Here is a 23,636-nt window from a genome sequence, read left to right on the forward strand (position 1 = left end):
ACATGATATTTACAATTCCATCGCGTGTGCGCTAAGCTCTTTTCGTCCCCCATTGGGACCCCCTTTCAATTCTTAATTAACTCTTGCAGTTGCCAGACCACAAGACGTTTTTATCAAATTGAAAGGGGTTATATAACTAACTTATAGCTGTAAGCTTTACGGAACCCCCAGCCTAGCTGGGGGTTTTCTCTATACAAAAAAAGCCCGCTCAGAGAGCGGGCAATGAGGTTGTCGTATAAGCCTAACATCGAGGCTTATTGTATTATTGGATTACGCCAGGCTTTGTTTCACCTTAGCGTGCAACTCCTGAACAGAAGTGACCGACGTTTTCGCATCAGCGGTGTGCGCCATGCAGGTCGCAAACGCGGCGTTCAACGTTGTGGTGTAGTTCACTTTCTCAGCCAATGCGCCGCGGCGCAGAACTTTCGAATCTTCAATAGCCTGACGACCAGCAGCCGTGTTGACAATGTAGGTGTATTCGTTGTTCTTGATCCGGTCAAGAATGTGTGGACGACCTTCGTGTACTTTGTTCACCAGACGTGGGTTGATACCCGCTTCGCCAAGAATCACGGCGGTACCGTGGGTTGCATCCAACTGGTAACCCAGCTTGACCAGCTTAGACGCCAGGTCAACCACACGCTCTTTGTCGCCTTCACGCACCGACAGAAGCGCACGACCACCTTCAGGGTAAACCGCGCCACAGCCAAGTTCCGCTTTTGCGTAAGCCTCAGCAAACGTCGTACCCACACCCATGACCTCACCGGTTGAGCGCATTTCAGGGCCCAATAGTGGGTCAACACCAGGGAATTTGTTGAATGGAAGCACCACTTCTTTCACTGAGTAGTATGGAGGAATGATCTCTTTGGTAAAGCCCTGAGACTCTAGAGATTGACCCGCCATTACACGCGCCGCGATTTTCGCTAGAGGTGCTCCAGTCGCTTTCGATACGAATGGTACCGTACGCGCAGCACGCGGGTTCACTTCGATGAGGTAAACGTCGTTGTCTTTCACCGCAAACTGCGTGTTCATCAAACCGCGTACACCCAGTTCGAACGCCAGCTTCTCAACTTGCTCACGCATCTTGTCCTGAATTTCCTGACTGAGCGTGTATGCAGGCAGTGAACATGCAGAATCACCGGAGTGGACACCCGCTTGTTCGATGTGCTCCATGATACCGCCAATCACCACGCGTTCGCCGTCACAGATAGCATCGATATCCACTTCCGTCGCATCATCCAGGAAACGGTCGAGAAGGACTGGCGACTCGTTGGATACACTGACCGCCTCGTTGAAATAGCGACGCAGATCTTGCTCGTCGTAAACGATTTCCATCGCACGGCCGCCCAGAACGTAAGACGGACGGACAACCAGTGGGAAACCGATATCTTTCGACTTCTCAATCGCCTGCTCCATCGTGGTGACTGTCGCGTTTTGCGGCTGAAGCAGACCCAGACGCTCAACGGCAGCCTGGAAGCGCTCACGGTCTTCCGCTCGGTCAATCGCATCAGGACTGGTACCTATGATTGGCACGCCTGCCGCTTCCAGGGCACGAGCCAGTTTCAGTGGTGTTTGACCACCATACTGAACAATCACACCTTTTGGTTTTTCAACGCGAGCGATAGACAGTACATCTTCCAGTGTGACGGGTTCGAAGTACAAGCGGTCAGACGTATCGTAGTCCGTCGATACGGTTTCAGGGTTACAGTTCACCATAATGGTTTCGTAACCGTCTTCGCGTAGCGCCAGTGACGCGTGTACACAACAGTAGTCGAATTCGATACCTTGGCCGATACGGTTTGGACCGCCGCCAAGAACCATGATCTTGTCTTTGTCAGTTGGGTTCGCTTCACACTCTTCATCGTAAGATGAGTACATGTAAGCTGTATCTGAAGAGAACTCAGCCGCACACGTATCCACACGTTTGTAAACCGGGTGAATATCGAACTGTTCACGCGCACGGCGGATTTCGCTCTCGGCCACACCCAGCAGTTTCGACAGGCGCGCATCTGAGAAACCTTTACGTTTCATCTGACGAAGTACTTCTTTAGTCAAACCCGCGTAACCGCCCGCTTTGACTTGCTCTTCCAGTTTCACCAGCTCTTCGATTTGCACCAGGAACCAGCGGTCGATTTGCGTCAGGTTGAACACACCATCGACTGACATCCCCGCACGGAATGCGTCCGCGATGTACCAGATACGCTCTGCACCCGCTTCTTTTAGCTCATGACGAATCTTAGTCAGTGCGTCTGGCGCTTCGAGATCCACCATTTCATCAAAGCCAGTCGCGCCCACTTCTAGGCCACGCAGCGCTTTGTGCAGAGATTCCTGCTGGTTACGGCCAATCGCCATCACCTCACCCACCGACTTCATCTGAGTAGTCAGACGGTCATTCGCACCCGCAAATTTCTCGAAGTTAAAACGAGGAATCTTAGTCACGACGTAGTCGATAGTTGGTTCGAATGATGCTGGCGTTGCACCGCCGGTGATGTCGTTCTGTAGCTCATCCAGGGTAAAACCCACCGCCAGTTTCGCGGCAATCTTCGCGATTGGGAAACCGGTGGCTTTTGAGGCCAGAGCAGACGAGCGAGATACACGTGGGTTCATCTCGATGATAACCATACGGCCATCTTTCGGGTTGATACCAAACTGTACGTTTGAACCACCGGTTTCTACACCGATTTCACGCAGCACCGCTAGCGATGCGTTACGCATCAGCTGGTATTCTTTGTCGGTCAGTGTTTGCGCTGGTGCCACTGTGATGGAGTCGCCGGTGTGGATACCCATTGGGTCAAAGTTCTCGATAGAACATACGATGATACAGTTGTCCGCTTTGTCGCGAACCACTTCCATCTCATACTCTTTCCAGCCGATCAGCGATTCATCGATAAGCAGTTCGTTGGTCGGAGACAAATCCAGACCACGGCGACAGATTTCTTCGAACTCTTCTTTGTTGTATGCGATACCGCCACCGGTACCACCCATAGTGAACGACGGACGGATGATGCAAGGGAAGCCAACCATGTCTAACACTTTGTAAGCTTCTTCCATGGTCTTCGCGGTATCGGCGCGAGGACACTCAAGGCCAATAGACTTCATCGCTTTATCGAAGCGAGAACGGTCTTCGGCTTTATCAATCGCGTCAGCCGTGGCACCAATCATCTCTACGCCGAACTCTTCAAGAACGCCGTGCTTCTCCAGATCCAGAGCACAGTTAAGCGCCGTCTGACCACCCATGGTTGGCAGTACCGCGTCCGGGCGCTCTTTCTCGATGATCTTGCGTACCACTTCCCACTGGATTGGTTCGATGTAGGTCGCATCCGCCATTTCCGGATCAGTCATGATGGTGGCAGGATTCGAGTTCACCAGAATAACCCGGTAGCCTTCTTCACGCAGGGCTTTACACGCTTGTGCGCCAGAGTAGTCAAACTCACAGGCCTGACCGATAACAATCGGACCAGCACCAAGAATAAGAATACTTTGAATGTCAGTACGTTTTGGCATTATCTACTACTCCAAAATTAAGCGCTGTGTTGTTTGATTAGTTCGATAAAGTGGTCGAAAAGCGGCGCCGCGTCATGTGGACCCGGGCTCGCTTCTGGGTGACCTTGGAAGCTGAATGCTGGCTTATCAGTACGGTGGATACCTTGTAGCGAGCCATCAAATAGCGAGACGTGAGTAGCACGTAGATTTTCCGGCAACGTTGCTTCATCAGCGGCAAAACCATGGTTTTGCGAAGTAATCATCACAACGTTGCGATCTAAGTCTTTCACTGGGTGGTTAGCACCATGGTGACCAAATTTCATCTTCACCGTTTTGGCCCCCGACGCCAGCGCCAGAATTTGGTGTCCTAAACAGATACCGAAAACCGGCAGGCCTTTATCAAGGAATGCTTTGGTTGCTTCAATCGCGTAAGTACATGGCTCTGGGTCACCTGGGCCGTTTGACAGGAAAACACCGTCAGGGTTGAGGGCCAGAACGTCGTCTGCTGAAGTTTCAGCAGGCACCACCGTCAGGCGGCAGCCGCGGTCAACCAACATGCGCAGGATGTTGCGTTTTGCACCGAAGTCGTACGCCACAACGTGGTAGGGCAAGTCGCTGTCGTTTTTCGCTTCTGGAAGTCCACCCTCGAGCGTCCACGAGCCCTGTTTCCATTGATACGCTTCTTTTGTTGTAACTTCTTTCGCAAGGTCCATACCTTTCAGGCCGGGGAATTCTTTTGCTTTGGCCAGCGCCAGAGCTTCGTCCAGATTGTCACCGGCCATGATGCAGCCGTTTTGTGCGCCTTTCTCACGCAGAATGCGAGTCAGCTTACGCGTATCAATATCTGCGATGCCAACGATGTTCTGTGATTTAAGGTAATCAGAAAGGGATTGTTCACTGCGGAAGTTGGAAGCGATGAGGGGGAGATCGCGAATCACAAGGCCTTGTGCATGGATGGAAGAGGATTCTTCGTCTTCGGCGTTGGTGCCGGTATTGCCAATGTGAGGATAAGTAAGAGTAACGATTTGCTGAGAATAGGAAGGATCAGTGAGGATTTCTTGGTACCCCGTCATCGAGGTATTAAAAACGACTTCACCAACGGACGTGCCATCTGCTCCAATGGAAACTCCGTGGAACACTGTCCCATCTTCTAGGACTAACAGTGCTGACTTACTCAAGACAACCTCCAAGAATAAAAATGCATAAATTATAAATTAAACTGCAACTTTGCCTTCCTTAACGCCGTAAAATAGCTCTTTCGAGGAATTCAGACAAATTGGCGGTATTCTAAAGACGCATATGAGCCGTGTCAATGTTCACTCAAAAATAAAATTTACTTTTTCAGACACACGGGTAAAAACAGGAACAAAACGCTTAAAAAGAGATGTTTTGTTCAATGGTTATGCGAATTGAATAAGCAAAGTTTAAATTAACTTCCTCCAGCAATCAAAACAATCCGGCAAAATCTTTACACAAAAACGCAAACGTTAATCACCACCAGAACAGTGCATTTTTTAGCAACCAAAACCAAAAAACCACTCAAAAACAACAAAACTAACACAAAACACGTTCATTTTTCGCGCATTAAGGCAAGTTAATTTATTCGGTCACAGGAGTCTAAATACAAAAAGCCGGCTTACGCCGGCGAATAATTATGTATTAAAGCTCATTGAGGTTGAGCACATCCGTCATGGTATAAAAACCCGCGGGTTTACTGTTCAGCCACACCGCAGCTTTGACAGCGCCGTTTGCAAAAGTCATCCGATCGGTCGCTTTGTGAGTGATCTCCACTCGTTCACCAATATCCGCAAACATGGCTGTATGTTCACCGACGATATCACCGGCACGGATAGTGGCGAAACCGATTTCATCACGAGTACGCTCACCAGTGATCCCTTCACGGGCATACACCGCCACATCGTTCAGCTTGTTTCCCATTGCCTCGGCAATGGCTTCACCCATACCAATCGCCGTTCCAGAAGGAGCATCCACTTTATGCCGATGGTGCGCTTCAACGATTTCGATGTCACAATAGTCGCCCATCACCTTGGCTGCCTTCTCCAGCAGCTTGAAGACTAGGTTAACCCCAACCGAATAGTTGGGCGCCATCACCACTGGTACAGTCTTGGCGGCTTCGTCAATGCGCGCCCGCTCCTCGTCACTGAAACCTGTGGTACCAATAACCAGCTTCTTAGCGTGCTTACGACACAGCTCCAGATTCGCCAACGTACTGGCAGGGGCAGTAAAATCGATGATCACATCAAACTGATCAATCACTTTTTCCAAATCATCAACCAGAGCGATCTCCAGCTTACCTTCACCACACAACTCGCCCACGTCTACACCAACCAGTGAAGATTCCGGACGCTCGGAGCCTGCACCAAATCGGGCTTGCTGATTCTGTAAAGTCGCTTTCACCAGATTGCGTCCCATGCGTCCTGCCGCACCTGCAATCGCAATTTTTACCATTGCTTTGTTCTCCGTTCTTTTCTGCCCGGCTGATCCTCATCAGACGGTGTGTCTCTGTTGCCTTAAAACTAACAATATTCGCTGTGGGTGACCAGCGCTTATGAGAACTCTTTTAATACCTGCTCTAGGACCGGCACATTTGCCTCCGGAAAGGTGTAGTTCGCCAGCTCTGCCACATCAATCCAACGCCCTTCCTGTCCCTCTTTACCAAACGGTTGATGGTCGAACTCGGTCACCGTCATAAAATCGAACTTGAGTGACTTATCCGGATAATCGTATTCGAGGTGTACGTAAGGCGCCAGTTGCGTCGACTCAATCCCGATTTCTTCATGCAGCTCACGGATCAGCGCCTGTTCAATGCTTTCGCCCACTTCGACTTTGCCTCCCGGGAATTCCCAGAAGCCACCTTTGTGCTTGTCGCTTGGGCGTTTGGTAATAAAAATCTGTGACTTATCTGAATTGAAAATAATCCCGGCCACAATATGAATGCGTTTCATTGTTCTCTTCCTACTTCCCACGCCACTTATGCGCAGATTTTACTTAAAAAAAGAGCCGCTCAACGCGACTCTTTTTAACAGGCAAACCGCCCGGTAATTAAGCAATTTTACCGTGGCACTGTTTGTATTTTTTACCGCTGCCGCACGGGCAAGGCTCATTACGACCCACTTTACGCTCATCACGCACCATAGGTTGATGCGCCCCCGACTCTTCTTCACCGTCGGAGAGCGGGTTTTCCGCCGCAGCGTGTTGCGCCTGAGCACGACGAGCGGCTTCTTCTGCCTGCGCCTGACGCTGAGCTTCCATCCGCTCAACTTCTTCCTGTTGCTGTACACGTACTTTCGACAGGATGGCAATCACATCAAACTTGAGTGAATCCAGCAAGCCCTCGAACAGTTCAAACGATTCACGTTTGTACTCCTGTTTCGGGTTCTTTTGCGCGTAACCACGCAGGTGGATCCCCTGACGCAGATGATCCATCGCCGCCAGATGCTCTTTCCACAAGGTATCGAGCGTTTGCAGCATCACCGATTTTTCGAAGTTGCGCAGGACAGTTTCACCTACGGTCTCTTCTTTGGCTTTGTAAACCGTAACAGCCGCATCGATGATTTTCTCACGCAACGCTTCTTCGTACAGTTTGTCGTCTTCTTCCAGCCATTGTTTAATTGGCAGATCCAAATCGAAGTCGTTACGTAAACGCTCTTGCAAACCTTCCACTTCCCACATGTCTTCCAGAGACTGAGGTGGGATGTATTCGTCGATCACCGACGTGAACACATCGAGGCGGTTCTGTTCAATCATGTCACTGATGTCATCAACGCTCATCAGTTCATCGCGCAGCTCATAAACCACTTTACGCTGGTCATTGGCGACATCGTCAAATTCAAGCAGCTGTTTACGGATATCGAAGTTGCGACCTTCCACTTTACGCTGGGCTTTTTCAATCGAACGCGACAGCATCTTGGATTCGATCGCTTCACCTTCATCCATACCACTTTGGATCAAGCTCGCCATCCGGTCTGAGGTAAAAATCCGCAGCAGGGAGTCTTCCATCGACAGGTAGAAGCGAGACGAACCGGCGTCCCCCTGACGACCAGAACGACCACGTAACTGGTTATCGATACGACGTGATTCATGGCGTTCAGTACCAATAATATGCAAACCGCCCGCTTCCAGCACTTGATCGTGCACCTGACGCCATTCAGCTTTGATGGCATCAATCTGTTCCTGAGTCGGGTTCTCCATTGACTCCACTTTGACCTGCCAGCTACCACCCAGCACGATATCGGTACCACGACCCGCCATGTTGGTGGCAATGGTCACCGAGCCCGGTTTCCCCGCTTCTGCGACGATTTCTGCTTCTTTTTCGTGGAATTTGGCGTTGAGTACGTTGTGCTTAATTTTGGCTTTCTTCAACGCGTTAGACAGCAACTCTGATTTTTCAATCGATACCGTACCCACCAGTACTGGCTGGCCTTTCGCCACGCGCTCTTTGATGTCTTCAATGATCGCCGCGAATTTTTCCCCTTCGGTGCGGTAAACCACATCAGGCATATCGTTGCGGATCATCGGTCTGTTGGTTGGAATCACCACAGTTTCCAAGCCGTAAATCGACTGGAATTCGAACGCTTCCGTGTCCGCCGTCCCTGTCATACCCGACAGCTTCTCGTACAGACGGAAGTAGTTCTGGAAAGTGATGGAGGCCAGTGTCTGGTTTTCGTTTTGGATCTTGACGCCTTCTTTGGCTTCGACTGCCTGATGAAGACCTTCAGACCAACGACGGCCCGGCATAGTACGACCGGTGTGTTCATCCACGATCACCACTTCGCCTTCGTCTGTCACGATGTAGTCAACGTTGCGCTCAAACAACACGTGGGCACGCAGCGCCGCGTTCACATGGTGCAGCAAGCTGATGTTGGTTGGTGAGTAGAGCGTATCCCCCTCTTCCATCAAACCGTTTTTGACCAGCAGTTCTTCAACAAACTCCTGACCAGTCTCAGTCAGATGAACCTGTTTCGACTTTTCATCCACGGTGTAGTGACCATCACCGCGGTACTCTTCTGAATCCTCTTTATCTTGCTTCTGCAGATGTGGGATCAGTGTATTGATTCGGGTGTAGAGTTCTGAGCTGTCTTCAGCAGGACCAGAGATGATCAGTGGCGTACGCGCTTCATCGATCAGGATGGAGTCCACCTCATCGACAATCGCAAAGAAGCGATCGCGCTGAACACGGTCTTCACTACGAAACGCCATGTTATCGCGCAGGTAGTCAAAACCAAATTCGTTATTTGTTCCGTATAAAATATCCGCTTGATACGCTGCTTTTTTCTCATGCGGCGGCATGTTCGGCACGTTGACGCCAACGGTCATACCCAGGAATTCAAACAGCGCACGGTTAGTCTCAGCATCACGCTTGGCAAGGTAATCGTTCACCGTGACAACGTGAACGCCTTTACCTGGCAGTGCATTCAAGTAAGCTGGCAAAGTGGCCGTCAGCGTTTTACCTTCACCGGTACGCATCTCAGCAATTTGGCCTGCGTTCAACACCATACCACCAATCATCTGCACGTCGAAGTGGCGCATGCCAAAAACACGTTTCGATGCCTCACGAACGGTAGCAAAAGCTTCTGGTAGAAGTTGGTCGAGTGTTTCACCCTTTTCCAGGCGCTCACGGAACTCAACGGTTTTCGCTTTCAGCTCGTCATCAGACAGAGCTTCAAAACTCGGCTCGTAATTATTGATCTCTTTTACAATCTTTCTAAGGCGACGCAATGTACGGTCATTACGGCTACCAATTACTTTTGTCAGTAGCTTAGTTATCATTTGCTATGAATCTCTCTTTCTTAGACCTTCCCTAGGTCTACTTTTTTGCCTTCAGTCTCTACCAGTCTTGAACTAAGAATACTGAGATAAATCATGTATCACATGAGATATTGTGATGAGAATACTGTATTTCAAGGCAAAAGTTACAATTTGCGGCCGTTAGTTTAAGGAATTTTTCCGCAAACAACCATCATCAAGGCCATTTGTTTGAAGCGGACTTATTTTTTATCAATTATTTGATGAACAATTGGTCACTGACGCCCCTATCTTCTGGGCAAAGCTTGGATTACACTAACTGTAAATCGAAGTTTAGATTGCAATGATGAGAGACCACCGCCCTACTTCCACCGACACCATTCTGGCGAAATCCAAAATGAGCCAGCTACAGGCGCATGCAGAAGAGATCCTGGCGATCAACCGGATCCTCCAATCTCTGTTGCCTGCCAACGCGGCGGATCATTGCCGGGTAGCAAACCTGAAAGACAGTGTGCTGGTGCTTGAAGTCGCCAGTGCAGCGATCAAAATGAAGCTTGACCGCGATCGGCTGCATTTATTGAACCAGCTGCGCCATCAGGGTTACGCTCGTCTGATCAGTATAGAGATCAGGATCAATCCGGATCTCTACCGAGTCAGAAGCATCGCAGAAGAGAAGCAGAGTGCTCCGCCCAGACCGCCGATTTCAGACTGTGCGGCCGCTTATCTGCGTACTATTGCGCAAAATGCGCCGGACAAAATCAAACAGCGCCTGGAAAATATCGCCAAACTGTCACGCAAATAAACCATCAGTATTGCCCAAATCACAAAATTCGGATGTAAAAAAACCAGACCTCAGGTCTGGTTTTTTTATAATCTATTTTGCCGTTACGCCAGAACCATATTTGGCTCTGCAAACGCAACTGGAGAACCCGCTTCTTCTTCAAACGTTGCCCATTCCCATGCTTCCTGATCCGCCAGTACCGCACGCAGCAACTGGTTATTCAGACCATGACCGGATTTAAAGGCACGGAATTCACCCACGATCGCATGACCACACATGTAAAGGTCACCAATCGCATCCAGCACTTTATGGGTTACAAACTCGTTTTCAAAACGCAGGCCGTCTTCGTTCAGAATACGGTAATCGTCCAATACGATCGCGTTATCGAAGCTGCCGCCCAAGCACAAATTCTGTGCCTGAAGGTATTCGATATCACGCATAAAGCCGAACGTACGAGCGCGAGAGATCTCTTTCACAAACCCTTGTGAAGAGAAGTCGAAGCGCAGGTGCTGCTCGTCAGAGTCGATCGCCGGATGGCTGAACTCAATTTCGAAGTCCATACGGAAACCGTTGAACGGTACCAATTCAGCCCACTTGTCGCCATCTTCGATGCGCACTGGCTTTTTAATACGGATAAAACGTTTAGGTACGTTCAACGTTTCAATACCGGCTTGCTGAAGCAGGAACACAAACGGGCTCGCGCTACCGTCCATGATTGGGATCTCCGGCGCATCCACTTCGATGACGACGTTATCGATCCCCATTCCTGCCAAAGCCGCGTTCAAGTGCTCAACAGTCGAGATGCGCACGCCTTCGTCATTGACCAAAGCGGTACACAGCATAGTATCGCGTACAGATTCTGCGTTCGCCGGGAAATCAACCGGTGGATTGAGATCGGTACGACGGTACACAACCCCAGTGTTTGCAGCGGCAGGGCGAAGAGTAAGCGTGACTTTACGACCAGAGTGGAGACCCACACCAGTTGTTTTCACTATTTCTTTCAGAGTACGTTGTCTGATCATCTACTTGCCTCTATATAAGTGCTACAAACCACGGCCGATGATGCCATTGACCGGGTATGCTACCATAATTTTGAACAGTGTCAAATTATGATGATTTCTTAATCAGCCTGACGACGCAAGAATGCTGGTATATCCAAGTAACCACTTTCCTTCTCAGCTTTCGGTGCGGCTGCCTGATTAGACGAGCTCGATGCCGCTGGCTGGCTGACTTGTGGTTTTTCCTGCTGCAAAGGTTGTGCCGGCTTCTCTTCCACTTTGGCTGCAGGTTGCTGAGGAACAACTGGTGCAGTTTGCTGTGGTTGAGCAACTGGTGCGACTTTTGCCTTACCGCCAGCCACCAAAGTGATGTCTGGTTTTTTCTCGTTGCCGATACCCGTGGCGACCACGGTGACGCGGATTTCTTCCGTCATATCAGGATCCAACGATGTACCGATAACCACTGTTGCATTGTCAGATGCGAAGGCTTTCACTGTGTTACCCACAGTTTCAAACTCATCCAGACGCATATCCAGACCCGCCGTGATGTTAACCAGCACACCACGAGCGCCTGCCAGATCGATGTCTTCCAGTAGCGGGCTGGAGATAGCGGTTTCTGCCGCTTCTTCAGCACGGTCTTCGCCTTTCGCGACACCGCTGCCCATCATGGCGTGACCCATTTCCGACATCACAGTACGAACGTCAGCAAAGTCGACGTTGATCATGCCAGGACGAGTAATCAACTCAGCAATACCCTGAACAGCATTTTTCAGTACATCATTCGCGCTGGCAAAGGCTTCAAGCAGAGTGACGCCGCGACCCAGTACTTTCAGAAGCTTCTCGTTTGGAATCGTAATCAGAGAGTCCACATGTTTAGACAGCTCTTCGATCCCCTGCTCGGCAAAAGCAAGACGCTTTTTACCTTCAAAGCTGAAAGGCTTGGTCACCACTGCGACAGTCAGAACACCCAGTTCTTTTGCCACTTCTGCGATAACAGGAGCAGCACCAGTACCAGTACCACCGCCCATACCCGCTGCGATAAATACCATATCGGCACCGGTCAGCACTTCTTTAATGCGATCGCGATCTTCGAGAGCGGCTTCACGCCCGACTTGAGGGTTAGCGCCCGCACCCAGACCTTTAGTGATGTTGCCACCAATCTGAATCACTGTGTTTACGCTTGTTTTACGAAGTGCTTGTGCATCCGTGTTAACACTGATGAATTCCACACCTTCGATGGACTCACGCACCATGTGTTCGACAGCGTTACCGCCGCCACCACCTACTCCAACGACTTTAATTACTGCATCGTCAGACATTTCCATCATCGGTTCAAACATGTGTTATCTCCGCCTTTCCTGCTGCTCAGGTTAAAATTCTTTCTGTATCCAGTTACGCAAACGACCTAACAATCCCGACATGGACTGGCGCTTCGGCTCGTTATACTCGGTATCGTCGTTAATTCGACTGTCTCTTGCGTAATGAAGTAAACCAACTGCCGTAGAATGGTACGGCTCCTTTACATAATCTGTGAGCCCGCTCACTTCCAGTGGCTTGCCGACTCTGACTTGGTTGCGGAATACCCGTTCCGCACACTCGACCAAACCTTCAATTTGTGCCGCCCCGCCGGTGAGCACAATCCCTGCTGCCAAATGGTGTTTAATGCCATCCTCACGCAGTTTTTCTTGAACAGTATCGATCGTCTGATTAACCAGTCCCATAAGTTCAGTGTAGCGAGGTTCAATTACCTCAGACAAGGTTTGTCTTTGTAAACTGCGCGACGGGCGACCGCCAACACTAGGAACGTTAACCGTATCATCCTTGCTGACCAGCTCACTAAGAGCACAGCCATATTTTACTTTGATCTCTTCTGCATCGCTGACCGGAGTACCAAACGCAAACGCGATGTCACTGGTCACGGCGTTACCCGCATAAGAGAATACTTCGGTGTGGCGCAGCGCGCCGCCAGTCCAGATGGACACATCCATCGTACCCGCGCCAATATCGACGACGCAGACACCCAACTCACGTTCATCTTCGGTAATCACGGCGTTGCTAGACGCCAGGCCCGAATAGACCAGTTGTTCCACTTTCAGACCGCAACGTTCAACCGCTTTGATGATATTCCGTGCCATGTCATTGTGGCATGATATCAGGTGAACACTCACTTCCATCCGAACCCCAGACAAACCAAGCGGATTTTTGATCCCTTCCTGATAGTCTATGGTAAATTCCTGCGGGATCACGTGAAGAATGCGTTGTTCATCCCCAATTTTGATCGATTTCGCAGTATGAATGGCGCGATCCATATCATCCTGAGAAACTTCTTCCTCAGAAATGGTGCCCATGCCTTTTTCAATCCGGCTCGCGATATGGCGGCCGGAGAGAGAAATAAACACATTGCTGATGCTGCATTCTGCCATCAACTCAGCCTGGTCAATGGCACGCTGAACCGACTTCACGACCGATTCCAGATCGTTGACGCCGCCTTTGTCCATCCCACGTGATGGGCTGGTACCGGCACCAATAATGTTGATCTGACCATCAGGGAGCAGTTCACCGACCAGAGCTGATACGGTTGCAGTGCCTATATCGAGACCAACAATAATGCTGTCATCTGCAGTCTTAGTCATCTGAGTTCTCTTGTGCTTACTCTTCTTTCGGGAACCAACCAACGGCGGCTCCGGTATCGTACCTGAGGTCGACGTAGCTGACTTTTTCAGCCTCGCTACCTAATTTCTTATACAGGAATAAAAAACGTTCGATCCTTTCTTCGAGCGATTCTTTGCCCAATTCCAGACGAATGCCATTCTCCAATATGATTTGCCAGGCTCGGCGTTCGTTTAATACTAACGAGCTGATGTTCAGCCCCAGAGTTTGAAAACGCGGCTCGATATCTTTCCAGACCGAGAGAACTTCTTCACTGGATCCCTGCGGACCGTAAAGTTTCACTCGCTCCTCTTTCAGTTTACCGACATCGCCGTTAAACACCTGACCTTTGTCATTCAGCAGTGCGGTCCCATTCCATATCGCGGCCGGGTGATTCTCCGTCAAAAACACTTTGATGGTATCAGGCCACTGTTTACGAATGGAAGCATGCGCAACCCAAGGGATGGTTTGTACGGTATTCTGCAGTCCATCGATATCTTCCGACATAAATGTTCCGATGTGATCCAGCTTCGCGAACGCGCGCTGGACATCCTGAGCCGTGACGTATTCCAAATCGCCTTGTAACACAATCTTAGACAGGGGTAATCGTTGATCGTCCCACATCCATGACAGTGTTGAATAGAGCATTGAGCCAATCAACAACAAAACCACCAGCAGAAAACAGCCGCCTGTGGCATGTTGTCTGACTAGTGGATAATTGGGTAACCAACGGCCTTCATTTAAAGCACTTTTAATCAAAGTCCGTTGTCCTTGCCATTAGCCTGCAATATTTCCCTATTCCTTTTTCGTAATAGAGGTAAAAGCACTTACTTTAACCTTTGGATTATACTGAGGTAAGTGAAAGTAGCAAATATTGAAATTGAGAAATCGAAGCTTTAAATACGAATTGTGTTTAAATCTTCGAAATATCCAATCTACTCTTCCGCGTTCTGCATTTTCTCGATATTCAGTTCCAGTGCAGCTAATTGCTTTGCTACTTTGCCAACATCACCCGCGCCTTGCGTTAATACTAAGTCACCATCTTGTAAAACATTAGCTAATACCGCGGGCAGAGTTTGACTGTCAGGCACAAATATAGGTTCCAGTTTTCCACGGCTGCGAATGGTCCGGCACAGCGAACGGCTATCAGCACCGGAGATTGGTTTTTCCCCTGCGGCGTAGACGTCCAGCATGATCAACACGTCCACCTGATCGAGCACATTGGCAAAATCATCGTACAGATCGCGGGTACGACTGTAGCGGTGTGGCTGAAATACCATCACCAGACGTTTGTCCACCCAACCACTGCGCGCCGCTTTGATGGTCACGTCTACTTCCGTCGGATGGTGGCCATAGTCATCCACCAACATGGCATGGCCGTTGCCGGTATCAAACTCGCCCAGATGATCAAACCGGCGTCCGGTCCCCTGAGTACCAGCCATAGCCGCCAGGATCGCCGCATCATCGATATCATCTTCGGTTGCCACCGCAATCGCCGCAGAGGCATTCAGGGCGTTGTGACGTCCTGGAATGTTCAGCGTAATATCCAAATTTTTGCGTCCCTGACGCACGACAGTAAATTTGCCCTGTTGACCTTCCTGACGGTAATTTTCAATCCGCACATCAGCGTCGGCCGAAAAGCCATAAGTGATCACCTGACGGCTGACGCGCGGGATCAGTTCACGCACCACAGGATCGTCAATACACAAAATCGCCTGACCGTAGAACGGCAAGTTGTGCAGAAAATCAATGAACGTCTGTTTGAGAGTATCGAAGTTACCGCCATAAGTGTCCATGTGATCGGCTTCAATATTGGTGACGATGCTGACCATCGGCTGTAAGTGAAGAAAAGACGCATCACTTTCGTCGGCTTCAGCGATCAAAATTCGGCTTGAACCTAGACGGGCATTAGTCCCGGCGCTTTTTACCAGTCCACCATTCACAAACGTTGGATCCAGACCGGCTTCTGAGTAAATTTGCGTCACTAAGGCCGTCGTAGTGGTCTTGCCATGCGTCCCGGCGACAGCAATGCCGTGACGGAAACGCATCAGCTCCGCCAGCATTTCAGCACGGCGAACAATCGGAATGCGTCGTTCACGAGCGGCGATGATTTCCGGGTTTTCTTCATTGATCGCCGTAGAGACCACCACCACACTGGCGTGTTGCACATTCAGCGCCTGGTGTCCGATGTACACTTGCGCGCCCTTACTTTGCAGGCGCTCAGTGACGGCATTCTCCGCCAGGTCCGATCCGGTGATCTGATAACCTTCGTTGAGCAGGACTTCAGCGATACCGCTCATACCGGCACCACCGATGCCGATAAAGTGGATGCATTTAACACGGCGCATTTCCGGAACAATCGCCCGGATCTGAGCAAGGTCTTGAGTGTGTTGTATCGTCATATGCTCGTTCTCTATTTGGTTAGCGCTACGATGGCGTCCGCCACAACTTGATCCGCGTTGAGTTTAGCCGCTGCCCGGGCTTTCTCTGCCATGGCGGTCAGTTGGCTGCGATCCAGTGCCTGAATCTCTCGGGTTAGGCTGTCGACGGTCAGTTGTGGCTGTTCAATCATTTTTGCCGCCCCGCACTCGACTAGGTGGTCAGCATTCAGTGCCTGCTGGCGATCCTTATGCATGAAAGGAATGAAGATCGCGCCCACACCGGCAGCTGACACTTCCGATACCGTCAAGGCACCTGAGCGACACACCAGCAGATCAGCCCAGGCGTAAGCCTGCGCCACATCATCGATAAACTCGATCACCTCTGCGTTAGTGACTCCGGCTTGCTGATACGCCTCTTGTACCGGGCGTTGGTTGTTTTTTCCCGCCTGATGACGGATAACGTAGCCGTCACCCAGCGTTGCCATCACCTCTGGCAAAGTACGGTTCAGGATCTGAGCCCCCTGACTGCCCCCCATCACCAGAATACGAACCGGCTGGGTACGATCCCGCATGCGCTCCGACGGAGGCGGCAGTTGCACCACATCATCACGGACCGGATTGCCAACCACTTCAGCTTGCGGGAAGGCGCCCGGAAAAGCCTGAAAAACTTTCTTCGCCACTTTGGACAACCATTGGTTGGTCAATCCGGCGACGGCATTTTGCTCATGCAACACCACTGGGATCCCCAGTGTCCAGGCAGCAATGCCCCCGGGGCCACTGACATAACCGCCCATGCCCAGTACCGCATCCGGCTGCCAGGCTTTCATATAATGGCGGGCCTGCAGAATGGCATTCACGATCTGAAACGGCGCTTTCAGCAGACGCAGTACGCCTTGCCCCCGCAGTCCTTTAACGCGAATAAAATCGATATCGATACCGTGTTTGGGCACCAGATCCGCCTCCATACGATCGGCGGTTCCCAGCCAGCGAATATCCCAGCCTTGTTGCTGCAGTTTGTGTGCAACAGCCAGTCCGGGGAAGACGTGCCCCCCGGTCCCACCGGCCATTACCATCAGACGTTTATTTTGTTTCATCAGGCTCAGTTTCTATTGCAAGTTTGTGTTTATCCAGCAGGCGGCATTCAAAATCGATACGCAGCAGAATCGCCACTGCCACCGACATGATGATCAGACTCGAGCCACCATAGCTGATCAGCGGTAATGTCAGACCTTTGGTTGGCACAATGCCCGCTGCGGCGCCGACGTTAACCATGGTCTGAAAAGCAAACCAAATGCCGATACCAAAGGCGAGGTAACCGCCAAAATTCTGTTCATGTTCAAACGCTTTTTTACCGATCAGCACCGCTTTGATCACCAGAGCGAATATCAACATCAGCACCAGAATAACGCCGATAAAGCCCAGCTCTTCAGCCAGCACGGCGAACACAAAGTCGGTATGAGCTTCCGGCAGGTATTCCAGCTTCTGAATGGAGTTGCCGAGGCCTTGCCCCATCCATTCGCCGCGGCCAAACGCCATCAGCGATTGCGTCAACTGATAGCCGCTGCCGAACGGATCTTCCCATGGGTCAAGAAACGAGGTCACTCGGCGCATCCGGTAAGGCTCGGCAACGATCAAGCCGATCACCGCGAGAATCCCGGCCACCATCAGTGCGATAAACTGAGAGAGTTTCGCCCCGGCGATAAACAGCATGCCGAACAAGGTCACCAGCATCACGATCACAGTCCCCAAGTCAGGCTGCCCCAGCAGCAGCACCGCCAAAGCACCGAATACCATGATCGGTTTCAGGAAGCCGCCAAAAAAGGTTTCACGGACTTCGTCCTGTTTGCGCACCAGATAACTGGACATAAAGATAAACAGCGACAGTTTGGCAACCTCAGCAGGCTGTAAGTTGAATAAGCCAAGCGGAATCCAGCGTGAGGCGCCGTTGACTGACTTACCCGCCAGCAGCACCACAATCAGCAGGATGAATGAGACCCCAAGAAACACTGAGCTGTAACGCATCCAGCGCTCTATCGGAACCTGAACAATGACAGTCGCAGCGGACAACGCCAGCGCCAGAAACAGGGCATGGCGAAACATAAAGTGGAAAGGTTGTCCGGTCAGGCGTGAGCTGATCGGAAATGACGCCGACGTCACCATCACCAACCCGGTCAGCATCAGTCCGAGCGAAATCCACACCAACTGACGGTCAAACATCGCGTCGGGAGCCGGATGAGAAAACCAGCGGCGGATACTGTGCAGTACTTGCTTAATCGACATCGTCTCGGGTACCTGAGGTTATGCGTATTGTCTGGCTAACTGCGTAAAGGCATCACCACGGGCCATAAAGTTTTTGAACTGATCAAAGCTGGCACAGGCAGGCGAAAGCATCACCATATCGCCAGACGTCAGTTCCGGCGCAATCGCCGCCATGATTTCGCCCATTGAGTCAAAGCGTTTTGCCGACGGATGCAAATGCATAAATGCTCCGCCATCGGCGCCAAAACAGCACAACTGCACATTCATGGTTGCCAGCACTGGCGCGAGTGCTGAAAAATCCGCTCCTTTGCCTACCCCGCCGACCAGCAGGTAGAGTTTGCCCGGGCATTCCAGCCCGGAGAGCGCAGCCAGAGTACTGGCCAGATTGGTCGCTTTGGAATCGTTTACCCACTTGACGCCATGTTGCTCCGCCACCACCTGACAACGATGAGTCAGGCCATTGTATGCTTGCAGCGCTTCCAGTGTGGCCGTGATGTCGACCTGCGCCGCATCCAACAGCGCCAGCGCCACCAACGCGTTGGCAACGTTATGGCGTCCAACCAGAGTCAACGCAGAGGACGGCAGCAGCGGCGTGCCTCGGCTCATTAGATACTCTTCCCCATTGACAAACTGCAGACCAAAGTCCGCTGCGGCGCACAGGCCAAATTCGGTGATTGCACCCTGCTCGGGATAGGTCGCCGGGTCTTGTCTGTTCACGATGCAGTGACAAGCATGACGGAAAATGCGCAGTTTTGCCTGACGGTAATCGTCCATCCCCTCGTAGCGATCCATGTGATCTTCCGACAAATTGAGGAATGCTGCCGCCTGCAGTTTCAGGCTGGATGTGGTTTCCAACTGAAAACTGGACAGTTCCAGCACGTACAGATCCGCGTCTTCGTTGAGCAAATCGAGTGCCGGTACGCCAATGTTGCCACCGACGCCAACATTCACCCCGGCAGCACGGGCCATCACCCCTGTCAGGTCGGTCACGGTACTCTTACCGTTCGACCCCGTAATGGCAATCACCGGTTTGTCCACCTGCCAAGCAAACAGTTCAATGTCACCGACAACCGGAATCCCAGCCTCCCGCGCCTGCTGGATATCAGGGGTCTTGAGTGCGATCCCCGGATTCGCAACAATCAAATCCGCCTCCAGCAACCAGTCACTTTTCCAGCTGCCTTGATGGAGCGGGATGTTCGTCGGCAGATCCTCTTTTCCGGGCGGGTTATCTCGGGTATCAATAACCTTGATCTGCAAAGAATGAGGCAGAGAAAGTAAGTGCTTCACAACCGACAGCCCAGTTATACCCAGACCGACCACCACGACTTTCTCAATATCCTGCCAACGTTCCATAGCCATAAATTCTCAGTAATCTATCTTCAACAATAACTTAACGGACTTTCAGCGTCGCCAGGCCAATCAGCACCAGCACGATGGAAATGATCCAGAAACGTACAATCACGCGCGGCTCCGGCCAGCCTTTCAGCTCATAATGATGGTGAATCGGGGCCATACGGAAAATACGCTGACCCCGCAGCTTGTACGAGCCGACTTGTAAGATCACCGACAGCGTTTCCATCACAAATACCCCGCCCATGATCACCAGAACGAATTCCTGACGAACCAGCACTGCAATGGTGCCCAGCGCGCCGCCCAGTGCCAGTGAGCCGACATCGCCCATGAATACTTGTGCCGGATACGTGTTGAACCATAAGAAGCCCAGTCCGGCTCCCACGATTGCGGTGCACACCACCACCAGCTCCGACGCCTGAGGGACATACGGAATATGAAGGTAGTTGGCAAAATTAACGTTACCGGTTGCCCAGGCAATCGCTGCAAAACCGGCCGACACCAGTACAGTCGGCATGATCGCCAGACCATCCAAACCATCGGTCAGGTTGACCGCATTACTGGTGCCCACAATCACAAAGTAGGTCAGAACAATGTACATCAGCCCAAGTTGCGGCATGATGTCTTTGAAAAATGGCACCACCAACTGAGTTGCCGCAGTGTCTTTACCATGCGCATACAGTGCAAAGGCCACCACCAGCGCAATCGCCGATTGCCAGAAATATTTCCAGCGCGCCACCAGACCATCAGTGTTTTTGCGCACGACTTTGCGGTAGTCATCAACAAAACCAACCGCCCCGTAGCCAAGCAGCACGGCCAGCACAGCCCACACATACGGATTCGACAAATCGGTCCACAGCAATACCGTGATGATGATCGCCGCGAGGATCATGATCCCGCCCATGGTTGGGGTGCCACGTTTACTAAAATGAGATTCCGGTCCTTCGTTGCGCACCACCTGACCAATTTGCAACAATTGCAAGCGTTTGATCAGTCGCGGCCCCATCCACAAAGACAGGCCCAAGGCAGTCAGAATGCTGACGATCGCTCTGAATGACAGGTATTCAAACAATCGAAAGAATGAAAAGTATGGCTGGAGTAGTTCCGCGAGCCAAATAATCATGAAAATTTCTCCTTTAAAGCAGCCACTACACGACTCATACCGGCGCTGTTCGCGCCCTTGATCAACAAGGTATGAGCCTGCTCACTCTGTTGTTCCAGTTGCTGCTCGATGTAGGCGATCATGCTGTCATGTGAATCAAAATGAATGCCATTACAGACTTCACTGATCACTTTAGCGTCACGGCCGTACGTCAACACATGTTCAAAATTGAATGGGGCAGCATGTTCCCCGACTTGGCGGTGAAGTGCAAGGCTTTCATCGCCCAACTCCGCCATATTACCTAAAATAAGCCAGCGCTCTGCGGCGAAACTGCCGAGCAGATCCGCGGCGGCTTTCATCGCCGGCACACTGGCATTGTAACTGTCGTCAATCAGCTTCAGTTTGTCGCTCAGCGCGACAACTTCAACCCGTCCTTTAACGTTGGCCAACTGACTCAGCCCCTGCTGTATCTGCTCAACACTCGCGCCGAACTCACACGCCAGCGCTGTCGCGGCTAATGCGTTGGCAACATTGTGCTGACCAACGATGCCGAGACTGACATCGAATTGGGTGCCCGGTGTATGCAGACGAAACTGCGCCTCTCCGGCGGCGTTTAAGCGAATATCGCTGGCATAGTAGTCCGCCTGGGGATCGCTGAGCGAGAAGGTTTTAACCACCTTGTCTGACAGGACCTCGTCCCAGTAAGCGCCACCGTTGCTGTCCAAGTTGACGATCGCCGTTTGGCCGGCCGCCAATCCCTGATAAATTTCGCCTTTGGCGCGTTTGACGCCATCAAGAGAACCAAACCCTTCCAGGTGCGCTGCGGCCACATTGTTCACCAGAGCAACACTGGGTTTGACCAGTTGTGTAGTGTAAGCAATTTCACCCACGTGGTTTGCGCCAAGCTCAATCACGGCGAACTTGTCTTGCGGGCGCGAGCGCAGCAGCGTCAGCGGCACCCCAATGTCGTTATTAAAGTTACCGGCGGTAAACAGCACTTCTCCCTGCGCCGCCAGAATACCAGCCACCATTTCTTTAACCGTGGTTTTGCCACAGCTACCGGTGATCGCCAGCGTCGGTGTCTGGCATTGTTGATGCACCCAGGCCGCGAGCGCACCCAGCGCCTGACGGGTATCCTTAACACAAAGTTGCGGTGCAGCAACGTCCAGCTTGCGGCTGACCAGCAGTGCCGCGGCACCAGCATCGATCGCCTGCGGAACAAAATCGTGGGCATCAAAACGCTCACCGCTCAGAGCGACAAACAGCGCACCAGCCTCGATGTGTCGGGTGTCCGTCGAAACACTGTGGATCTCACAGTTGGTGCCAATCAGTTCGGCATTCAATACTTCAGCAAGCTGAGTTAACGAGGCTGTAATCATTCCTTCAGTCCTAACAGTGTCTGAGCAGATTCGCGATCTGAGTAATGGATGGTGTCATTGGCGATGATCTGATAATCCTCATGGCCTTTGCCGGCCAATAAGATGATGTCGTTAGCCGCTGCGTGCGTGAGGGCATGTTGCAGCGCCTTGAAACGACTGTGCTGAACGATCGCGCTCTGAGGACGCTGCATACCTGCCAGCATATCCGTCATGATGGCGGCCGGGTCTTCACTGCGCGGATTATCATCGGTCAGGATCACGTGATCCGCCAGACGTTCGGCAATTTCTGCCATCATCGGCCGTTTGCCACGGTCGCGATCCCCACCACAGCCGAATATCCCCCACAGCTTGCCCTGACAGTGCACCCTCAGGGCGTTAAGCGCCTTCTCCAGCGCGTCCGGAGTATGAGCATAGTCGACCACTACTTTAGCTTTGTCAGTGGTTTGGAAGAGTTCCATCCGCCCGAGGACAGGTTTCAGTTGGGGCGCCGTCAGGATTAACTGCTGAATGTCAAAACCCAGACACATCAGACTGACGAATGCCAGCATCAGGTTAGACGCGTTAAATTTACCGATCAACGGCGCCTGCAAAGTGCCTGCGCCAAAACAGCCGTTGAATTGAATTTTGATACCACTTTCGGCATACCCGATCTGCTCGGCATAGACGGTGTGGTCACCGCTCGTCTGCGCTTTGAGCGAGACGCGCACAGCGTTTGGCAACGCGTCGGCCCAATCGGCTCCGACCGGATCATCCACGTTGATCACTGCGTGCTGGCAGGAGTGTTCAGTGAACAGGCTGAATTTAGCCCGGGCATACTCTTCCATGCTGCCATGGTAATCAAGGTGATCACGACTGAGGTTAGAGAACACCCCGACCGCAAAGTTCAGCGCTTTGACTCGCTGCTGCACCAGACCATGAGAAGAGACCTCCAACGCGGTATATTCCGCGCCCTGTCGGGTAAGTTCACTTAACGAACGTTGAATATCAATCGCGCTGCCAGTGGTGTTGGCCGCCGGTTTGAGAGCGTCCAAGAAGCCGTTCCCGGTCGTGCCCATCACCGCGGCACGCTTGCCCAGTAATGTCAGCCACTGTGCTATCAATTGGGTAATGGTGGTTTTACCGTTGGTACCGGTAACCCCGATCAGGGCATTGCCTTGGCTGGTGTACAAACGCCCGGCGAGATGAGACAGGTGTTGATTCAGATCCGCCAGGTAAATCACCGGAGCACGGTGCTGGCTGTCAATATAACCATGAGGATACCGCTCACACGCCTGCGCAATCACCGCCGCCGCGCCCTGTTCTATCGCGGCCGGGATAAAACGACGTCCGTCGACACTGTGACCGATCACAGCGACAAACACATCGCCAGTGGCCACTTTACGACTGTCCAGTTCCAAATGAGCAACGGGCATCGCGGCAAGGTGTGGATCATCCAAACGGATCCAGGGAGACAATAGCCCCGAAAGTGTGATTGCGGAAGTCATCCTGCTT

Annotated in this window: 17 protein-coding genes; 1 reads left to right on the forward strand and 16 read right to left on the reverse strand. The window is 51.6% G+C overall.

The window, feature by feature from the left end:
* Nucleotides 1–270 precede the first annotated feature (270 nt).
* The 5 genes from carB to secA all read right to left on the reverse strand — a co-directional run bounded on the left by carB (nucleotide 271) and on the right by secA (nucleotide 9,270).
* Nucleotides 271–3,501 carry a carbamoyl-phosphate synthase large subunit gene (carB, locus tag CAG64_RS21895; RefSeq protein ID WP_021705975.1) on the reverse strand — a complete coding sequence of 1,077 codons (3,231 nt, stop codon included), beginning with the start codon at nucleotides 3,499–3,501 and terminating at the stop codon, nucleotides 271–273.
* 17 nt (nucleotides 3,502–3,518) lie between these two features.
* Nucleotides 3,519–4,658 (reverse strand): glutamine-hydrolyzing carbamoyl-phosphate synthase small subunit, encoded by a 1,140-nt coding sequence (carA, locus tag CAG64_RS21900; protein ID WP_021705976.1) that lies wholly within the window; start codon nucleotides 4,656–4,658, stop codon nucleotides 3,519–3,521.
* Nucleotides 4,659–5,139: 481 nt separating this feature from the next.
* Nucleotides 5,140–5,949, reverse strand: a complete 810-nt coding sequence (gene dapB / locus CAG64_RS21905) for a 4-hydroxy-tetrahydrodipicolinate reductase (protein ID WP_021705977.1) — start codon at nucleotides 5,947–5,949, stop codon at nucleotides 5,140–5,142.
* Nucleotides 5,950–6,047: 98 nt separating this feature from the next.
* The gene (mutT, locus tag CAG64_RS21910; protein WP_161454595.1) at nucleotides 6,048–6,446 is read right to left on the reverse strand and encodes an 8-oxo-dGTP diphosphatase MutT; all 399 of its coding nucleotides are present in this window, start codon (nucleotides 6,444–6,446) and stop codon (nucleotides 6,048–6,050) included.
* 97 nt (nucleotides 6,447–6,543) lie between these two features.
* A complete protein-coding gene (gene secA, locus CAG64_RS21915; protein ID WP_021706976.1) occupies nucleotides 6,544–9,270 on the reverse strand; it encodes a preprotein translocase subunit SecA in 2,727 nt (908 codons plus the stop codon).
* 322 nt (nucleotides 9,271–9,592) lie between these two features.
* On the opposite strand from secA, the gene CAG64_RS21920 reads away from it, so the two are divergent.
* Nucleotides 9,593–10,048, forward strand: coding sequence for a DUF721 domain-containing protein (locus tag CAG64_RS21920; protein ID WP_161457519.1), 456 nt, complete (start codon nucleotides 9,593–9,595; stop codon nucleotides 10,046–10,048).
* Nucleotides 10,049–10,131: 83 nt separating this feature from the next.
* On the opposite strand, the gene lpxC is transcribed toward CAG64_RS21920, so the two are convergent.
* The 11 genes from lpxC to murE form a co-directional block, all read right to left on the reverse strand.
* A complete protein-coding gene (lpxC, locus tag CAG64_RS21925; RefSeq protein WP_161454593.1) occupies nucleotides 10,132–11,049 on the reverse strand; it encodes a UDP-3-O-acyl-N-acetylglucosamine deacetylase in 918 nt (305 codons plus the stop codon).
* A gap of 98 nt (nucleotides 11,050–11,147) precedes the next feature.
* Nucleotides 11,148–12,365, reverse strand: a complete 1,218-nt coding sequence (gene ftsZ / locus CAG64_RS21930; protein ID WP_021706973.1) for a cell division protein FtsZ — start codon at nucleotides 12,363–12,365, stop codon at nucleotides 11,148–11,150.
* Between the two features lie 30 nt (nucleotides 12,366–12,395).
* Complete coding sequence (gene ftsA, locus CAG64_RS21935) at nucleotides 12,396–13,658, reverse strand: cell division protein FtsA (RefSeq protein ID WP_021706972.1); 1,263 nt, start codon at nucleotides 13,656–13,658, stop codon at nucleotides 12,396–12,398.
* Between the two features lie 16 nt (nucleotides 13,659–13,674).
* Nucleotides 13,675–14,433, reverse strand: a complete 759-nt coding sequence (locus CAG64_RS21940) for a cell division protein FtsQ/DivIB (RefSeq protein ID WP_021706971.1) — start codon at nucleotides 14,431–14,433, stop codon at nucleotides 13,675–13,677.
* Between the two features lie 176 nt (nucleotides 14,434–14,609).
* A complete protein-coding gene (gene murC, locus CAG64_RS21945) occupies nucleotides 14,610–16,076 on the reverse strand; it encodes a UDP-N-acetylmuramate--L-alanine ligase (protein WP_161457503.1) in 1,467 nt (488 codons plus the stop codon).
* An 11-nt stretch (nucleotides 16,077–16,087) separates the two neighbouring features.
* Nucleotides 16,088–17,149 carry an undecaprenyldiphospho-muramoylpentapeptide beta-N-acetylglucosaminyltransferase gene (gene murG, locus CAG64_RS21950; protein ID WP_161454591.1) on the reverse strand — a complete coding sequence of 354 codons (1,062 nt, stop codon included), beginning with the start codon at nucleotides 17,147–17,149 and terminating at the stop codon, nucleotides 16,088–16,090.
* Nucleotides 17,136–18,335 carry a cell division protein FtsW gene (gene ftsW / locus CAG64_RS21955; RefSeq protein WP_161454590.1) on the reverse strand — a complete coding sequence of 400 codons (1,200 nt, stop codon included), beginning with the start codon at nucleotides 18,333–18,335 and terminating at the stop codon, nucleotides 17,136–17,138. The genes murG and ftsW overlap by 14 nt, the downstream gene beginning before the upstream one ends.
* 18 nt (nucleotides 18,336–18,353) lie before the next feature.
* Nucleotides 18,354–19,667, reverse strand: a complete 1,314-nt coding sequence (gene murD, locus CAG64_RS21960; protein WP_202601074.1) for a UDP-N-acetylmuramoyl-L-alanine--D-glutamate ligase — start codon at nucleotides 19,665–19,667, stop codon at nucleotides 18,354–18,356.
* Between the two features lie 37 nt (nucleotides 19,668–19,704).
* The gene (gene mraY, locus CAG64_RS21965) at nucleotides 19,705–20,787 is read right to left on the reverse strand and encodes a phospho-N-acetylmuramoyl-pentapeptide-transferase (RefSeq protein WP_021706966.1); all 1,083 of its coding nucleotides are present in this window, start codon (nucleotides 20,785–20,787) and stop codon (nucleotides 19,705–19,707) included.
* Nucleotides 20,784–22,145: a UDP-N-acetylmuramoyl-tripeptide--D-alanyl-D-alanine ligase gene (murF, locus tag CAG64_RS21970; RefSeq protein WP_161457505.1), complete on the reverse strand. Its 1,362-nt coding sequence runs from the start codon at nucleotides 22,143–22,145 to the stop codon at nucleotides 20,784–20,786. The genes mraY and murF overlap by 4 nt, the downstream gene beginning before the upstream one ends.
* Complete coding sequence (gene murE, locus CAG64_RS21975) at nucleotides 22,142–23,629, reverse strand: UDP-N-acetylmuramoyl-L-alanyl-D-glutamate--2,6-diaminopimelate ligase (RefSeq protein ID WP_161457506.1); 1,488 nt, start codon at nucleotides 23,627–23,629, stop codon at nucleotides 22,142–22,144. The genes murF and murE overlap by 4 nt, the downstream gene beginning before the upstream one ends.
* Between the last annotated feature and the right edge of the window lie 7 nt (nucleotides 23,630–23,636).

Source organism: Vibrio sp. V38_P2S17PM301 (genome assembly GCF_009904845.1).
GTDB classification, from domain to species: domain Bacteria; phylum Pseudomonadota; class Gammaproteobacteria; order Enterobacterales; family Vibrionaceae; genus Vibrio; species Vibrio proteolyticus.